This is a genomic window from Streptomyces huasconensis, from assembly GCF_021028635.1.
GTDB classification, from domain to species: Bacteria; Actinomycetota; Actinomycetes; order Streptomycetales; family Streptomycetaceae; genus Streptomyces; species Streptomyces huasconensis.
Map to the genome: position 1 here is coordinate 5,448,372 of NZ_CP086119.1, position 15,481 is coordinate 5,463,852.

Genomic DNA, 15,481 nt, shown 5'->3' on the forward strand with positions numbered 1-15,481 from the left:
CGCGGCCCCGGCGGATCAGGCCGACGGCGGCCAGGGCCCGGCGAGCAGCCGCTCGGCCTCGGTGACGATCGCCCGTGCCAGGTGCTCACGGTCGCCGCGCCTGAGCGCCGTCCAGTCGTTGTACGCGTCGACCTTGTCCACCAGGGGGCCGAGCGCCCGCGGCCGGCCCAGCGGGCCCCAGCCCTCGTACGTGATCACGTCACCACCGGGCCCCGGGGCCAGGCTGCCGTTGACGATCAGCCGCAGCCACCAGCGCACGAGCCGCCAGCGGACCGATGCCTCCCGGGAGCCGCCCCCGTCGTCGGCGGGAACGCCCCGGAGCAGCCCCGCCTCGCGCGTCACCTCCTCGAACAGCGCGGGGGCCCGCGCGCGCTCGGTGCGCAGCAGCCCGGCCAGTGACGGCAACGCGTCCGACTCCACCTCGGCGTCGAGGACCAGCGCCGTGAGCGCGGCCTCGATCAACTGCTCCGGGTGGTGCCGGCGGCCGATGAGGCGCTCCAGCGCCAGCATCCGCAGGTGTTCGACCGCCTCGCGCGCGTCCGTCGCGTACGGAGTGTGGGGCGTCGGCGCGGCGACGTCGGTCCCCGGCCCGCCCTCGACGAAGTACGACCAGAAGTCGACAGTGGCGTGCGCGGTGACAGCGCGGCTTCGGCCGGTGAACTCGTGCCGTACGTAGTCGCCGAGGTCATTGCCGTAGATGATGACGTCGGTCTGGTGGACGGAGAGCACGGGGTGCCCCCACTCGCCCGCCGTGCCCGGCAGATAGCGGTGGGCATGGACAGGGACCAGCCGCGGCACGGCCGCCAGCTCGGACGTCGCGAGCCGCAGGGCGTCGGACGTCCCGTCGGGCCGCGGGGGCCAGGAGGGGTGCCAGAAGCCGGTGTGCTCCACGTCGAAGAGCACGCCCTCCACCGGCCGGGAGAGCCTGTCGGCCAGGTCGTCGGGGTCGCCGCCGCGCCAGTCGGGCCACCGCGACGACCCATGGGGCAGCCCGGCGGCGAGAAAGACCCGGTGATCGGCGGAGAAACGGAACCCGAACCGTTCCTCGACGGCGGTGAGTTCGTGCTCACTGAGCCCCGGCCCGATCTCGGCCGGGAGCAAGCCCTGAAGCTCCCGGGCGGCTTCCGGCGTGAGCCGCGGGGGCGACTGCGTGGTCATTCCGGGGAGCATAGTGAGGCCCTCTGCGAGTGCCCCACCAGGGGCGTCATGGCCGCCGGTGCCGGGGCGGAAACGACCGCACCCGGACCGTCGAGGACGCCGTGTACGGCGGCCGGCCAACGGGCCGGGTGCGGGAAGGGCGGACGCTGCGGCCAAGGAGGCCGCAGGTCAGAGGGCGTGACCGGGGATCAGGCCTTCTTCGTCTCCCAGAAGATCTTGTCGATCTGGGCGATGTAGTCCAGCGCCTTCTGGCCCGTGGCCGGGTCCGTCGACGCCTTGGCGGCCGAGAGGGCCTTCAGGGTGTCGTTGACCAGCTGGTGCAGCTCCGGGTACTTCTCGAAGTGCGGGGGCTTGAAGTAGTCGCTCCAGAGCACCGACACGTGATGCTTGGCCAGCTCTGCGCGCTGCTCCTTGATGACCGTGGCACGCGCCTGGAAGTGGGCGTCGTCGTTGGCGGCCATCTTCTCCTGCACGGCCTTGACGGACTCCGCCTCGATGCGGGCCTGGGCCGGGTCGTACACGCCGCAGGGCAGGTCGCAGTGGGCGCTGACCTTCACCTTGGGGGCAAACAGGCGGGAAAGCATGTAGCTGTCCTTCCTCGTGATCGTCTTCTCAGGTGGGACATTACTCCGTGAGAAGCCGGTTTTCGCGGGTGCCCCCATGGGCTTAGGACAAAAGTCCAGGGTCAGACTGGGACTGGTGGAGGATAGGACCGGGGAGGTGCCGGTGATGCCGGAGCTGTCGCAGGAGAGCGAGCGCGGAAGGGCCGTCCTGCCGTGGGGCGCGGCAGAGGTGACGGGTCCCTCGATGGTGCCCACGCTGCATCACGGGGACCGGCTGCTCGTCCGGTGGGGCGGCCGCGTCCGCCCGGGGGACGTGGTGGTCCTGCGCCATCCGTTCCAGCAGGACCTGTTGGTCGTCAAGCGCGCCAAGGAGCGCCGCGGCGGCGGCTGGTGGGTGCGCGGCGACAACGCCTTCGCCGGCGGGGACAGTACGGACTACGGAGTCGTCCCCGAGGAGCTGGTGCTGGGCCGGGTGCGGTTCCGCTACCGGCCGCCCGCCTCCGGGCGGCGCTCGCCGCTGGCGCTGGCGCGCTGGGCGGTCTGTGCCGTGCGGCCGGTGTTCGCCGAGCGCTCCGTCTCCAGGCGCTTGCGGGCGCGGTAGGCGGCGACGTTGGCGCGGGTCGCGCAGCGGTCCGAGCAGTAGCGCCGGGAGCGGTTCGTGGAGGTGTCGAGATAGGCGTTGCGGCACGGCGCCGCCTCGCACAGGCCGAGGCGGTCCACGCCGTGCTCGGTGAGGTGGAAGGCGAGGCCCATCGCGGCGATCGCTGCGTACCCCGCGGTGGCGTTCGAGGGGTGGTCCGCCAGGTGCATGTGCCACAGCGGGCGTCCGTCGTCGTCCCGGTGGTCGTGGCCCGAGATCTGCGGGCTCACCGGGAACTCCAGGAGCAGTGAGTTCAGCAGGTCGACCGCGAGCGTCTCGTCGCCGCCGTCCGCCGCCTCGAAGACCGCCCGGAGCCTGCCCCGTACGGAACGGAAGCGCGTGACGTCGGAGTCCGTGGCGCGGCGGGCCATCTGCGTGCTCGTCCCGAACAGCTCCCGGATCGCTTCGACCGAGGTCAGCGCGTCCTTGTTGCGGCCCGGCTCCTCGCTGTTGACCAGGCGTACGGCGTAGTCCGAGTAATAGGCCAGTTCCACTTGTAGTCCTTACGGGGGCGGGCTATGGTCATCTCGTCGGCCGGTAATAGCCGATTGCGGTACCAGGGTATTACGGAGTGGAGGGGTTCTGATGACGGAGACGGGAACGGGGGCCGGGACCGCGGCCGGGCACGGCACCGACTGGCGCGCCTGGCAGGACAGCTGGGACCGGCAGCAGCAGTGGTACCTGCCCGACCGCGAGGAGCGGTTCCACATCATGCTCGACATGGTCGAGGCCGTGGTCGGCCCCGAGCCGCGCGTGCTCGATCTGGCGTGCGGTACGGGAAGTATTACGGACCGGCTCCTCAAGAGGTTCCCGGACGCGACGAGCGTCGGCGTCGACCTCGACCCCGCGCTGCTCACCATCGCCGAGGGCACCTTCGCGGGTGACGACCGGGTCACCTTCGTCACCGCCGACCTGAAGGACCCCGACTGGGCCGCCGCGCTGCCGCACGACTCGTATGACGCCGTGCTCACCGCGACGGCGTTGCACTGGCTCTTCAGCGAGCCGCTCGCCACGTTGTACGGCCAGGTCGCCGGGCTCGTCCGGGACGGTGGCGTCTTCATGAACGCCGATCACATGCCGGACCCCGCCACCCCGCGGCTGAACGCCGCCGAGAGCGCCTTCCGCCACCGGCGGATGGACCGTGCCAAGGCCGAGGGCGTGCTGGACTGGAAGGAGTGGTGGCAGCTCGCCGCCCAGGACCCGGTCCTCGCCGGACCCACCGCCAAGCGGTTCGAGATCTACGGTGAGCACGCGGACGGGGACATGCCGTCCGTCGAGTGGCATGTGCGTACGTTGCGGGAGGCCGGGTTCTCGGAGGCGCGGCCGGTGTGGGCGTCGCCGTCGGACGCGGTGGTCCTGGGGCTGAAGTAACCCGTGGACGGAGAAGGGGCGGTACGGATCACTGATCCGTACCGCCCCTTCTCGCACGTTTCCGGGTGCGGGCGCGTCGTGGTTGCTCGCGCAGTTCCCCGCGCCCCTTACGGGGCGCCGACTACAGCACCTTCGACAAGAACGACTGCGTCCGCTCCTGTTGCGGGTTGGTCAGGACGTCGCGCGGGTTGCCCGACTCGACGACCACGCCGCCGTCCATGAAGACGAGGCTGTCGCCGACCTCGCGGGCGAAGCCCATCTCGTGCGTGACGACGATCATCGTCATGCCGGACTCCGCGAGGTCGCGCATGACGTCGAGGACGTCGCCGACCAGCTCCGGGTCGAGCGCGGACGTCGGCTCGTCGAACAGCATCAGCTTCGGGTCCATCGCCAGCGCGCGGGCGATCGCCACGCGCTGCTGCTGGCCGCCGGAGAGCTGGGAGGGGTAGTTGCCCGCCTTGTCGGCCAGGCCGACCCGCTCCAGGAGCTGGCCCGCGCGCTCCCGGGCCTCGGCCTTGGCGATGCCCTTGACCTGGACCGGCGCCTCCATGACGTTCTCGAGCGCCGTCATGTGCGGGAAGAGGTTGAAGCGCTGGAAGACCATGCCGATGTCACGGCGCTTGAGGGCGACCTCGCTGTCCTTCAGCTCGTACAGCTTGTCCCCCTTCTGCCGGTAGCCGACCATCTCCCCGTCGACGTACAGCCGACCGGCGTTGATCTTCTCCAGGTGGTTGATGCAGCGCAGGAACGTCGACTTCCCGGAGCCGGACGGGCCGATGAGGCAGAACACCTCACCCGCCTCGACCTCCAGGTCGATGCCCTTGAGGACCTCTACGTGGCCGAAGGACTTGTGGACGCCCTCGGACTTCACCATGGCGGTCATCAGCGCGTCACCCCTTCCGTGCGGTTGCTCAGCGAGAGCATGTTTGCCTTGATCTTCTGGAAGGGGGTGTCCGGCAGGGTGCGGGACGAGCCGCGCGCGTAGTACCGCTCCAGGTAGAACTGACCGACGCTGAGGATCGACGTCATGATCAGGTACCAGCAGGCGGCGAGCAGCAGCGTCTCCACCGTCGCGCCCGACGAGGTGCCGATGTCCTGGGCGTACTTGAGCAGCTCGTAGTACTGGACGGCCGCGACCAGCGACGTCGTCTTCAGCATGTTGATGAACTCGTTGCCCGTCGGCGGCACCACGACGCGCATCGCCTGCGGCAGCACCACGCGGCGCAGCGTCTTGTTGTGGCTCATGCCCAGGGCGTGCGCCGCCTCGGTCTGGCCCTCGTCGACCGAGAGCAGGCCGGCGCGGCAGATCTCCGCCATGTACGCGGCTTCGTTGAGGCCGAGGCCGAGCAGCGCCGTCAGGAACGGCGTCATGAAGTCCGACCACTCGTCCTTGTAGACCGGGCCGAGGTTGATGTAGTCGAACACGAAGCCGAGGTTGAACCAGACGAAGAGCTGGACCAGGACCGGCGTACCGCGGAAGAACCAGATGTAGAACCAGGCGATCGACGAGGTCACCGGGTTCTTCGACAGGCGCATCACCGAAAGGATCACACCGCCCACGACGCCGATGAGCATCGAGAGGAAGGTGAGGATCAGCGTCTCGCGGACGCCCCTGAGGATGCGCTCGTCGAAGAAGTTGTCGGGGATCGCGTCCCAGCGGATGTCGCCCTGGGAGAAGGCGTAGACGATGGCGGCGAGGACGCCGATCGCGAGGACCGCGGCGACGTAGCGGCCGAAGTGGCGCACGGGGATGGCCTTGATGGCCTCCGCCTGCCGCGCCTTCGGGACGTCGTCCTCGGGGCCCTTCTTGGAGATGTCGGTGGTCACGTGCGTGGCCTTTCAGCGACTGGGAGGGAAGGGGGCGCGGTCACTTGCCGCCGTTGATCTTGGCTTCCTTGACCGCGCCGTCCTCGACGCCCCACTTCTTGATGATCTTTTCGTAGTCGCCGTTGGCGATGATCGCGTCGAGCGCGGCCTTGATCGCGTCGCGCAGCTCGGGGTTCTTCTTGGAGACCGCGATGCCGTACGGCGCCGCCTCCACCTGCTCGCCGACCAGTTGGAAGTCCTTGCCGCCGCCCGAGGTCTTCACCGCGTACGCGGCCACCGGGAAGTCGGACGAACCCGCGTCGGCGCCGCCGGAGCGCAGCCGGGTCTGGGCCTGCTGGTCGTTGTCGTACTGCTCGATGGAGATCTTCTTGCCGCCCTTGCACTTCTTCGACTCGGTCTTGGCCAGGTCGTGCGAGACGGTGCCGCGCTGGACGACGATCTTCTTGCCGCAGAGGTCCGACCAGGTCTTGATGCCCTGGTCGTCGCCCTTCTTGGTGTAGATCGAGACACCGGCGGTGAGGTAGTCGACGAAGTCGACGCCGTCGCCGATCTTCTTGCCGGTCTCCTCATCGATGCCCTCCTGACGGTTCTTGGTGTCCGTCATGGCCGACATCGCGATCTGGTAGCGCTTGGAGCGCAGACCGCCGAGGAGCGTGTCGAAGGTGCCGTTCTCGAACTCGAACCGCACGCCGAGCTGCTTGCCCATCGCCTCGCCCAGGTCCGGGTCGATGCCGACGGTGTTGCCGGACTTGTCCTTGAACTCCACCGGGGGATAGGCGATGTCGGACCCGACCTTGATGACGCCCTTGGCGCGGATGTCCTTGGGCAGCTTGTCGGCGAGCGGCGCGTCGACGACCGCGTTGCTCTTCTTGTCGTTGGTCTGGTCGCCACAGCCGGACAGCAGCAGCGCACCGGCGACCGCGATCGCGCCGACCGCGGCAATCCGGGACTTCGCGGACTTATCTGCGGTCCTGCGACAAATGGAGCTTGCGGTCATGGTGGGTCCTCCGGCGGATGAGGGAGTTGCCGATGAGTCGTGCACACACCTTCGGGTGTCGCGACCTCGTGTGATGACGGCATCTTGCCATTCGGACCGTCCGATTCTGGGTGCCGGAGATGTCAAAATCGGATAACGGGCCAGCCTCGAATGCTGACGGCCCGGTACAGCACGGGCTTATGGGGCGCGGTGCGAATCACCGTTAACCGAGTGATATCCCGCCAATCTCGCCATGTGGACTACAGACGATTCCGGGCCGCCGTACGGTTCGTGGCATGCGGAGGCCCGCCACTACCCCGCCGCGGGCCCGGCGGCCCCCATTCCGGCGCGTTCTGCAACCAATGTCACTCGCCCGGGCCCACCGCCTTCGGGTAGAAAGGTGGGCTACACCCCTCATCCGGGGCTCAGGGCGCGTGTGCGGCGCGCCCGCGTGTCCGTACCTCCCTCCGCCGACAGGCGGGGAACGGACGCGGTGCCCGCCCACTTCTCAACCAGGAGTGGACACCCTCAACGAATGATTAAGACTTAAGGGGTCAGACAAGTGGCAGCGGAGATCGTCAATCCTCGCAGCGACAGCAGTACGGATCACGAGGGCCCCGCCGGTGCGGCCGAGCCCTTCGATCCGGCGTTTGCGCTGCATCGCGGCGGCAAGATGGCCGTGCAGGCCACCGTGCCGGTCCGCGACAAGGACGACCTGTCCCTCGCATACACGCCCGGCGTCGCGAAAGTGTGCAGCGCGATCGCCGAGCGGCCGGAACTCGTCCACGACTACACGTGGAAGTCGAACGTCGTCGCCGTCGTGACCGACGGCACCGCCGTGCTCGGGCTCGGGGACATCGGCCCCGAGGCCTCGCTCCCCGTCATGGAGGGCAAGGCCATCCTCTTCAAGCAGTTCGGCGGTGTCGACGCGGTGCCGATCGCGCTCGCGACGACCGACGCCGACGAGATCGTCGAGACCGTGGTGCGCCTCGCCCCGTCCTTCGGCGGCGTCAACCTGGAGGACATCTCGGCGCCCCGGTGCTTCGAGATCGAGCGCAAGCTCCAGGAGCGGCTCGACATCCCCGTCTTCCACGACGACCAGCACGGCACGGCCGTCGTCACGCTGGCGGCGCTGCGCAACGCGGCGAAGCTGACCGGGCGGACACTCGGCGACCTGCGCGCCGTGATCTCCGGCGCCGGCGCGGCCGGTGTCGCCATCGCCAAGTTCCTGCTGGAGGCCGGGCTCGGCGACGTGGCGGTCGCGGACCGCAAGGGCGTCGTGAGCCGCGACCGGGACGACCTCACGCCGGTCAAGCGGGAGCTGGCCGAGCTGACCAACAAGGCGGGGTTGAGCGGGTCGCTGGAGGCCGCGCTCGCCGGTGCCGACGTCTTCATCGGCGTCTCGGGCGGCACCGTGCCCGAGCCGGCCGTCGCCTCCATGGCGCCCAACTCCTTCGTGTTCGCCATGGCCAACCCGAACCCCGAGGTCCACCCGGACATCGCGCACAAGTACGCGGCCGTGGTGGCGACCGGCCGGTCGGACTACCCGAACCAGATCAACAACGTCCTGGCCTTCCCCGGCATCTTCGCCGGCGCCCTCCAGGTGCGCGCCTCGCGGATCACCGAGGGCATGAAGATCGCCGCCGCCGACGCCCTCGCGGACGTCGTCGGGGACGAGCTGTCCGCCGCGTACGTGATCCCGTCGCCGTTCGACGAGCGCGTCGCCCCGGCCGTGACGGCCGCGGTCGCCGCCGCCGCCCGCGCGGAGGGCGTCGCCCGCAGCTGACCGCCCGCCCGGCACCGACCCCGCGCCCCCTGGCCTACCTCGCGTACGGCAGGGGGCGCGGCGCGTGTCACAGTCGTACGTGGTTCCGCCGCGGCCCGGCGGCGGCCTATGGTCGGCGGCATGTTCGCTGCATACGCCGCCCGTATCGACCGTGACCAGCCGCTCTCCGGCCTCGAGTTGGGGGAGCGTCCCGCCCCCGAGGCGCGCCCCGGCTGGTCGACCGTGAACGTCAGAGCCGCCTCCCTGAACCACCACGACCTGTGGTCGCTGCGCGGGGTCGGTCTCGCCGAGGACAAGCTGCCGATGATCCTCGGCTGTGACGCGGCGGGGATCGACGAGGACGGCAACGAAGTCGTCCTGCACTCCGTCATCGGCCAGTCCGGGCACGGGGTCGGGCCCCGCGAGGGCCGCTCCATCCTCACCGAGAAGTACCAGGGCACCTTCGCCGAACAGGTCGCCGTCCCCACGTGGAACGTGCTGCCCAAGCCGAAGGAGCTGTCCTTCGCCGAGGCGGCCTGCCTGCCGACCGCCTGGCTGACCGCGTACCGCATGCTCTTCACCAACGCCGGGGTGCGCCCCGGGGACTCCGTCCTCGTGCAGGGCGCGGGCGGCGGCGTCGCCACGGCCGCGATCGTGCTCGGCAAGGCGGCGGGCCTGCGGGTCTTCGCCACCAGCCGGGACGAGGCCAAGCGGAAGCGGGCGCTGGAGCTGGGCGCGGTGGAGGCCGTGGAGGCGGGTGTGCGGCTTCCGGAGCGGGTCGACGCCGTCATCGAGACGGTGGGCGCGGCGACCTGGTCGCACTCGGTCAAGTCGCTGAAGCCGGGCGGCACGCTGGTGATCTCCGGTGCGACCAGCGGCGACCGCCCCTCGCACGCCGAGCTGACCCGGATCTTCTTCCTGGAGCTGAAGGTCGTCGGCTCGACGATGGGGACCAAGGACGAGCTGGAGGACCTGCTCTCCTTCTGCGCCGCCACGGGCGTACGGCCCGTCATCGACGAGGTGCTGCCGCTGGACCGGGCGCGGGAGGGCTTCGAGCGGATCGAGTCCGGCGACCAGTTCGGCAAGATCGTGCTGGAGGTCTGAGACCGTGCCGGAGGTCTGAGATCGTGCCGGAGGTCTGAGCGCGGCCGTAGTCGCCGTCTCCGCTGTTCGCTCCGCCGTTCCCTCCATCGTCCACTCCGCTGTTCTCTCCGTCGGCCCCTTCGTCAACTACGGTTGACGGAGGGGCTCTGTCAACGTACGTTGACATACATGACCGAAGCTACGGATCTCGCCGAGCGGGCGGGCGATCAGGACCCACGGGTCGGGCTGCGTGCCGTCTCCGCGCTGCGGAAGCTGGTGGAGCGGCTGGAGGCCGTGCAGGTGCGCAGCGCGCGCCGGCAGGGCTGGTCGTGGCAGGAGATCGCCACGGAGCTCGGAGTGAGCAGGCAGGCCGTGCACAAGAAGTACGGGAGGCAGTGATGTTCGAGCGGTTCACCAAGGATGCCCGCGCGGTGGTGCTGGGCGCGGTCGAGCACGCCGAGCGGGGGAGCGCCGAGTCCGTGGACGACGGACACCTGCTGCTCGCCCTGCTCGACCGCGAGGCGAGCCGCGGGTCTTTCGCCCTCGCCACGCTCGGGGCCGCTCGCCAACGCGACGCGATCGAGGGGGCGTTGGGCGGGGCGCGGCGCCGCGGGGGTTTGTCGCAGGCCGACACGGAGGCGCTGGCCGGACTCGGCATCGACGTCGACGCGATCGTCTCCCGGGTCGAGGAGGGCCATGGGGAGGGGGCGTTGGACGGTTCCCGCCCCCGGGGGAAGCCGGGCGGGGGTGTGGGTGTGCGGGGGTGGCTCGGCCGGGTGCCCTTCTCCCGCGAGGCCAAGGAAACCCTGGTGAAGTCCCTGCGCATCGCCACCGCCCGCCGCGACCGCCGCATCGGTGACGAGCACATCCTGCTCGCCCTCACCGTCCGCCCGGGCGTCGTCGCCGAGGTGCTCGCGGACCATGGGGTCACCCACGCGGCGGTCGACCGGGTACTGGGGTGAGGCGCCTCCCTGGCGCGCCGTCAGACCTGCCGTGGGTGCAGGGTCGCCGCGATGTGCGCGGCGGCCGACGACAAGTGGGCGCGCACGTCCCGTAGTTGCTCCTCCGTGACGCCGTGGTCGCGGGCCGCGTCGCGGACGTCGTCGCGGAAGCGGTCCAGCAGGCGGTCGAGGTCGCGGGCCGGATTTCCGGTCGAGTCCTCCTGTGCCCAATCGGGGGTGTAGTCCACGACCAGGTCCTCGGGGGCCCCGCTGAACTTGGGCCCGGCCCCGGCCCCCGCCCCGGCCCCGGCGGGCGGGTGGGGGAAATGCTCGCCGAAGTCCATGCCGAACTCGCTGAACTCCTTGGCCAGTTCGGACAGGCCCTTCTGTACGCCCGTCGGCCAGTCGCCCCCCGCGAAGTGGTCCTGGACCTGCTCCTGGATGCGCCGGGCGATGCGCTGGACCTCCTCCTGCGCCAGGCTCCGCGCCTTCTCCTGGGCGTCCTTGGCCTGGCGGCGTGCGCGCTGGGCCTCCTCGCGGGCCCGGCGGCTCTCGTCCTTCGCGCGGCGCGCCTGTTCCTTCCACTCCTGCTTGGCGCGCTTGAACTCCTCCTTCGCCTGCCGCCAGCCGTCCTTGTCGGCCCAGGCGCCGTCGAGGAAACCGGACGGATCGGGGAAGCCGGTGCCGGTGCCCGTGACTCCCGAGGTACGCGCCTCCTTGGCGGCGGTCCGCATCTCGCGGCGCAGATCGCCCGCCGCGCCCCGGACGCCCTCGTGGATCTCGGCGGCCAGCTCGGCGACCGACTCGCGGATCTCCAGCTCCAGGTCGGCCAGCTCACCGCTGCGGCCTGCCAGCTCGGCCCGGCCCGCGTCCGTGATGGCGTACACCTTCCGGCCGCCCTCGGTAGTGTGCGTGACCAGGCCCTCGGCCTCCAGCTTCGCGAGGCGGGGGTAGACGGTGCCCGCCGAGGGCGCGTACAGACCCTGGAAGCGCTCTTCGAGGAGGCGGATCACTTCATAGCCGTGGCGGGGCGCCTCGTCGAGCAGCTTGAGCAAATAGAGGCGCAGGCGGCCGTGGGCGAACACGGGGGGCATCTCAGAGCACCTTCTTGTGGGTCGGGGCGGCGGGCGGCTGAGGGGGGACGTCGGCGTCGGGGGAGTCCGACGGGGCGACGTCCAGGGGGACCTCGTCGTAAGGATCTTCCTCCATCGGTGGCCGGCGCAGCAGCGCGACGGCTCCGGAGACCGTCGTCGCCCGGAGGCTTCCGCCGCCCGCGCCGAGCCGGCCCGTGACGCGCTTGGTGCCCCAGCCCCAGCCTTGCGCGCCGCCGCTGACCCGCAGCTCCTCGAAGGCGCTCGACACCGCGCCGCTCGTGGTCTCCACCTCCACCTCGGTGTCGGCCGGGTGCGGAAGGCGGACCGCGATCTCACCGGAGATGTTCGTCAGGGCGAGGTCCGCAGGGGTCCCCGTCGGGGTGAGGTCCACGATCAACGCGCCGCTCACCGAATCCGCCCGGACGGAGGCGCCCGCCGCCTCGACCATGGTCAGATCCCCGGAGACGGACCTGAATCCCAGGTCGCCGCAGACGCCCTGCGCCTCCACGCCGCCCGACATCGTCTCCGCGTTGACCGGGCCCGTGAGGCCGACCAGCGTCATGTCACCGGTGACGCTCCTGACCTCCACGGGTCCCTCGATGCCGGAGACCATGGCGCCCGCGCCGATCGCGCCCACTTCGACGCGGGCCCCCGCGGGCACCGCGAGGGACACCACCGCCCTGTGCCACCACCCCTTCTGGGCGAGTCCCTTGAGCTTGCGGAAGCCCTTCCACGGCAGGTCGTCATAGGCGACGGACAGGACGCCGTCCTTCTGGGTGACGGTGAGGGGAGGGCCCTCGATCTCGGAGACCTCCAGGCGGGCGGTGTCCTCGTCGGTGCCCACGACGTGCACCATGCCGTTCACCAGGCGCACATGGAGGGCGGTCACCGGGGCGTCGAACGTGAGCTTCCGGGGTTCGGCGACAGACCACTCGGACATGGGCTGACCTCCTTGATGGGCCGGGCGGCCGGGCGGGCGGGGCAGGCCGGGCGGGCCCGGCACGGAACACGCCATATCGCGTCTCCGCCATCCACGATATATCGCGGTTGGCGGAAGTCAAGACATGTCGAGGGTGAAAAGCCTCGGTCCGCGGTGGGCGGGCCGGGAGGGGCATGTGCGGCGTCGCCGCGGCCATATGTCACGGATCGTGCGCCGAATGTCACGATCTGTCCTAGCGTGGGGCCATGTCGTCTGAAGCCCTCGACCACGCCACTGGCGTCGGTGCGCTGCTCCTCGGCCAGGCCGAGCCCGACATCGTGGAACCGGCCGCCCACCTGCTCCGCGAGCGGATGCTCCTCGCGCCGGCCGGTGGCGGCTGGAGCGTCCTCGTGCCCGAGGGCAAGCCCTGGCTGCACGGCGAGGAGCCCGTCGACCGGGTGCTCACCGGCTGGGCCACGGCGCTCGCGGTCGGCTCGGGCCGGCCCGTGCTCGCCCTGTGGTGGGACACCGACCGCTCCGGCTACACCCTCGCGGCGGGCTTCCGGCGCACCGTCGGCTACGAATGGCTGGCGAACGGCACGCCCGTGGGCGAGGACGAGGCGATGCGTACGTTCGCCGCGCGGCTCGGCCTCGACCCGGTCCTGGACATGGAGTCCCTGGAGGCGTTGACCCGGCCCGACACGCAGGCCGACGCGCGCGCCAGGATGCTCGGCCTCCTCGCCGTCCTCACCCGTACGGGGCTCAGCCTCCCGCCCGGCCTCGGCCCCGGCGAACCGGCCGACCGGCTGCGCGAGGTCGCGCGGGTCCAGCGGGACCTGCGCCGGATCGAGTGGTCCGGCTGGCGTGACGCGGTGCGGGCGGAGTTCGACGTGGTCGACAGCGGCCCGCTCGGCCCCTGGGTGCGCGGCCCCAAGGCGCGCGCCCTCGCCGCGGCACAGGTGGCCGCCGGGCTGCCGCTCGCGGTGTGGGCGGTGCGGCGGCGCAGCGGGGGATGGGCCGCCGCGGCCGCGGTGCTGCTGGTGCAGGGGGCGCTGGGACTCGCGTACGACCGGATGCGGGCGCGGGGCTGAGGGGGCGGCGGCGCGCGGCGCGGGTCAGCGGCGGCGTACGGCGTCGAGGACCAGGGTCAGCAGGCGGTCCGGCTGAGCCGGGTCCGCCGTGGCGTGGGCCGTCGACAGTGCGATGCCGACCACCAGTTGTACGAGGTCGGGGGCCGTGAGGTCGGGCCGTGCCGTGCCGGAGCGCTGGGCGCGCGCGAGGAGCCCGTGTGCCGTGTCCTGAATCCGCTGGTGGCAGTCGAAGCCCAGGGCGTCCGGCCTCTCCAGTTCCTCGATCAGCAGGGAGCCGCCCATGCCTTGGTTCACGCGCGCGTGGGCGAGGAACGCGCGCAGCCACTCGGCCAGCGCCTCGTCGGGGGAGTCGGCCGTGAGCAGTTCCTCCGCGCGTCCGCACAGGGTGTCGATGCGGTCCTGGAGGACCGCGGTCAGGAGCGCGGGGCGGGTGGGGAAGTGGCGGTAGAGCGTGCCGGGGCCGACTCCCGCGCGGCGGGCGACCTCGTTGAGGGAGGCCTCAGGGCCGGACTCGGCGAACGCCTCGCGTGCCGCCTCGACGATCCGCTCGCGGTTGCGGCGGGCATCCGCGCGGGTGCGGCGGCCGCGCGCCGACTCCGAAGGCTTCGGGGGTTCCAGCGGGCCAAGAGGTTCCAGGGGTTCCAGGGGTTCCGAGGGGGACTTCGTCATCCGGCCATCCTCGCGTCCCGCACGGCCGGGGGCTAGTTATCCGGAGAGATTCTCCTTATCGTGAGTCCCGGTTATCCGGAGACCCTCTCCGGAAAGCACCCGCAGCATGCAGAAAGCACCGAAAAGGAACCGAGCAAGACCGCAAGGAACCGAGAAAGACCGAGAAGGCACAGAAAGCAAGGGGTGGGGCAATGGCTGGCAGCGCTTTGACGCGGGACGGCCTCGGGCGGGCCGGGGTGTGGACCTTCGCCTTCGAGGGGCAGCCCGCGGGCCGCGTGCGGGAGGCCGCCGCGGAGATAGAGGAACTGGGATACGGAGCCCTCTGGTACGGAGAGGCCTTCGGGCGGGACACGGTGGGACAGGCCTGGCTGCTGCTGTCCGCGACACAGCGCATCGTCGTCGCCTCGGGCATCGCCAACATCGCCTTCCGGGAGCCGCTGGCCATGGCGGCGGCGGAACGTACCCTCGGCGAGGCCTTTCCGGGGCGCTATCTGCTAGGTCTGGGCGGCCACCGGGTCGACGACACGGCCGTGGAGGTCGACGGCTACTCCGTCCCGACGCGCGGCAAGGCCCTCAGCACGATGCGCCGCTACCTGGAGGCCATGGACGCCGCCCCCGCCCACGGCCCCGCCCCGGACGTCGCCCCGCGCCGCGTCCTGGCCGCGCTCGGCCCGAAGATGCTGGCGCTGGCCGCCGAGCGCGCCTGGGGCGCCCACCCGTACTTCGTGCCCGTCGAGCACACGGCGTCCGCGCGCCGGGCCATGGGACCGGACGCGTTCCTCGGTGTCGAGCAGGCCGTCGTCCTCGACACGGACATCGACCGGGCGCGCGAGGTGGCCGCGCGGCACGTGGCGGGCTACGTCACGAGCGCCCCCCACCAGACGGCGAACGCGCGGCGCATGGGATTCGGTGACGAGGACCTCGCGGGCGGCAGGCCGAGCCGCCGCCTCGTCGACGCGATCGTCGCCTACGGAGACGTCGACGTGCTCCACGCGCGCGTGAAGGCCCATCTCGACGCGGGCGCCGATCACGTCTGCGTCCAGGTGCTGACCGAGGACCCGGCCGCGCTGCCCCTGCCGCAGTGGCGGGAGCTGGCACCCGCGCTCGTGACCGGGTGAGACGGCAACCGCCCGGCCGCGTGACCAGGAGCGGCTACTCGTCCTCGTCCTCGTCGTCCAGCCGCGCCAGCCAGGTCGCCAGGCGCTCGACCGGGACCTCGAAGTCGGGGTTGAGGTCCACGAAGGTGCGGAGCTGCTCGGCGAGCCACTCGAAGGTGATCTCCTCCTCGCCGCGCCGCTTCTCCAGCTCCTCGATGCCACGGTCGGTGAAGTACAACTCATGCTCCTGATGCGGACGGTCTCTTCCGCCTCAATCCTAGGCCGTG

The 15,481-nt window shown here is 71.2% G+C and carries 18 protein-coding genes; 8 read left to right on the forward strand and 10 right to left on the reverse strand.

Translation table 11 applies throughout. The features are described from left to right. Positions 1 to 15: 15 nt before the first annotated feature. Positions 16 to 1,158 carry a hypothetical protein gene (locus J2N69_RS24985; protein ID WP_230902717.1) on the reverse strand — a complete coding sequence of 381 codons (1,143 nt, stop codon included), beginning with the start codon at positions 1,156 to 1,158 and terminating at the stop codon, positions 16 to 18. Positions 1,159 to 1,346: 188 nt separating this feature from the next. Beyond that, entirely contained in the window at positions 1,347 to 1,742 is a 396-nt protein-coding gene (gene sodN, locus J2N69_RS24990) for a superoxide dismutase, Ni (protein WP_230902718.1), read from the reverse strand. A 145-nt stretch (positions 1,743 to 1,887) separates the two neighbouring features. Here sodN and sodX point away from each other — a divergent pair, with 145 nt between their 5' ends. Beyond that, positions 1,888 to 2,322, forward strand: a complete 435-nt coding sequence (gene sodX / locus J2N69_RS24995) for a nickel-type superoxide dismutase maturation protease (RefSeq protein ID WP_230904861.1) — start codon at positions 1,888 to 1,890, stop codon at positions 2,320 to 2,322. Here sodX and J2N69_RS25000 read toward each other — a convergent pair. Then, positions 2,205 to 2,855, reverse strand: coding sequence for a CGNR zinc finger domain-containing protein (locus J2N69_RS25000; RefSeq protein ID WP_230902719.1), 651 nt, complete (start codon positions 2,853 to 2,855; stop codon positions 2,205 to 2,207). The genes sodX and J2N69_RS25000 overlap by 118 nt on opposite strands. A gap of 91 nt (positions 2,856 to 2,946) precedes the next feature. Between J2N69_RS25000 and J2N69_RS25005 the strand changes: the two genes are divergently transcribed. Next, positions 2,947 to 3,732 carry a class I SAM-dependent methyltransferase gene (locus J2N69_RS25005; RefSeq protein WP_230902720.1) on the forward strand — a complete coding sequence of 262 codons (786 nt, stop codon included), beginning with the start codon at positions 2,947 to 2,949 and terminating at the stop codon, positions 3,730 to 3,732. A 121-nt stretch (positions 3,733 to 3,853) separates the two neighbouring features. Here the strand turns inward: J2N69_RS25005 and J2N69_RS25010 are convergent, their stop codons facing one another. The 3 genes from J2N69_RS25010 to J2N69_RS25020 are packed head-to-tail and all read right to left on the reverse strand — an operon-like array spanning position 3,854 to position 6,556. Continuing rightward, positions 3,854 to 4,615, reverse strand: a complete 762-nt coding sequence (locus J2N69_RS25010) for an amino acid ABC transporter ATP-binding protein (RefSeq protein ID WP_272595839.1) — start codon at positions 4,613 to 4,615, stop codon at positions 3,854 to 3,856. Further along, positions 4,615 to 5,559, reverse strand: a complete 945-nt coding sequence (locus tag J2N69_RS25015; RefSeq protein WP_230902721.1) for an amino acid ABC transporter permease — start codon at positions 5,557 to 5,559, stop codon at positions 4,615 to 4,617. Before J2N69_RS25015 ends, J2N69_RS25010 begins: the two co-directional genes overlap by 1 nt. A 40-nt stretch (positions 5,560 to 5,599) precedes the next feature. Continuing rightward, positions 5,600 to 6,556, reverse strand: coding sequence for an ABC transporter substrate-binding protein (locus J2N69_RS25020; RefSeq protein WP_230902722.1), 957 nt, complete (start codon positions 6,554 to 6,556; stop codon positions 5,600 to 5,602). Positions 6,557 to 7,097: 541 nt separating this feature from the next. Between J2N69_RS25020 and J2N69_RS25025 the strand changes: the two genes are divergently transcribed. The 4 genes from J2N69_RS25025 to J2N69_RS25040 all read left to right on the forward strand — a co-directional run bounded on the left by J2N69_RS25025 (position 7,098) and on the right by J2N69_RS25040 (position 10,345). Further along, complete coding sequence (locus tag J2N69_RS25025) at positions 7,098 to 8,321, forward strand: NAD(P)-dependent malic enzyme (RefSeq protein WP_230902723.1); 1,224 nt, start codon at positions 7,098 to 7,100, stop codon at positions 8,319 to 8,321. Positions 8,322 to 8,441: 120 nt separating this feature from the next. After that, on the forward strand, positions 8,442 to 9,404 hold the full coding sequence (locus J2N69_RS25030) for a zinc-binding dehydrogenase (RefSeq protein WP_230902724.1): 963 nt from the start codon (positions 8,442 to 8,444) through the stop codon (positions 9,402 to 9,404). 168 nt (positions 9,405 to 9,572) lie between these two features. Further along, positions 9,573 to 9,782, forward strand: coding sequence for a helix-turn-helix domain-containing protein (locus J2N69_RS25035; RefSeq protein WP_127912196.1), 210 nt, complete (start codon positions 9,573 to 9,575; stop codon positions 9,780 to 9,782). After that, positions 9,782 to 10,345: a Clp protease N-terminal domain-containing protein gene (locus J2N69_RS25040; RefSeq protein WP_230902725.1), complete on the forward strand. Its 564-nt coding sequence runs from the start codon at positions 9,782 to 9,784 to the stop codon at positions 10,343 to 10,345. The genes J2N69_RS25035 and J2N69_RS25040 overlap by 1 nt, the downstream gene beginning before the upstream one ends. A gap of 20 nt (positions 10,346 to 10,365) precedes the next feature. Here the strand turns inward: J2N69_RS25040 and J2N69_RS25045 are convergent, their stop codons facing one another. Continuing rightward, a complete protein-coding gene (locus J2N69_RS25045; protein ID WP_230902726.1) occupies positions 10,366 to 11,418 on the reverse strand; it encodes a PadR family transcriptional regulator in 1,053 nt (350 codons plus the stop codon). A gap of 1 nt (position 11,419) precedes the next feature. Next, entirely contained in the window at positions 11,420 to 12,358 is a 939-nt protein-coding gene (locus tag J2N69_RS25050; protein ID WP_230902727.1) for a DUF4097 family beta strand repeat-containing protein, read from the reverse strand. 245 nt (positions 12,359 to 12,603) lie between these two features. Here J2N69_RS25050 and J2N69_RS25055 point away from each other — a divergent pair, with 245 nt between their 5' ends. After that, positions 12,604 to 13,428, forward strand: coding sequence for a hypothetical protein (locus J2N69_RS25055; RefSeq protein ID WP_230902728.1), 825 nt, complete (start codon positions 12,604 to 12,606; stop codon positions 13,426 to 13,428). 24 nt (positions 13,429 to 13,452) lie between these two features. On the opposite strand, the gene J2N69_RS25060 is transcribed toward J2N69_RS25055, so the two are convergent. Further along, positions 13,453 to 14,097 carry a TetR/AcrR family transcriptional regulator gene (locus tag J2N69_RS25060; RefSeq protein WP_230902729.1) on the reverse strand — a complete coding sequence of 215 codons (645 nt, stop codon included), beginning with the start codon at positions 14,095 to 14,097 and terminating at the stop codon, positions 13,453 to 13,455. Between the two features lie 191 nt (positions 14,098 to 14,288). On the opposite strand from J2N69_RS25060, the gene J2N69_RS25065 reads away from it, so the two are divergent. After that, positions 14,289 to 15,215 (forward strand): TIGR03620 family F420-dependent LLM class oxidoreductase, encoded by a 927-nt coding sequence (locus J2N69_RS25065; RefSeq protein ID WP_230902730.1) that lies wholly within the window; start codon positions 14,289 to 14,291, stop codon positions 15,213 to 15,215. 34 nt (positions 15,216 to 15,249) lie between these two features. Here J2N69_RS25065 and J2N69_RS25070 read toward each other — a convergent pair whose 3' ends face one another. Then, complete coding sequence (locus J2N69_RS25070; protein ID WP_014176503.1) at positions 15,250 to 15,432, reverse strand: DUF6104 family protein; 183 nt, start codon at positions 15,430 to 15,432, stop codon at positions 15,250 to 15,252. Between the last annotated feature and the right edge of the window lie 49 nt (positions 15,433 to 15,481).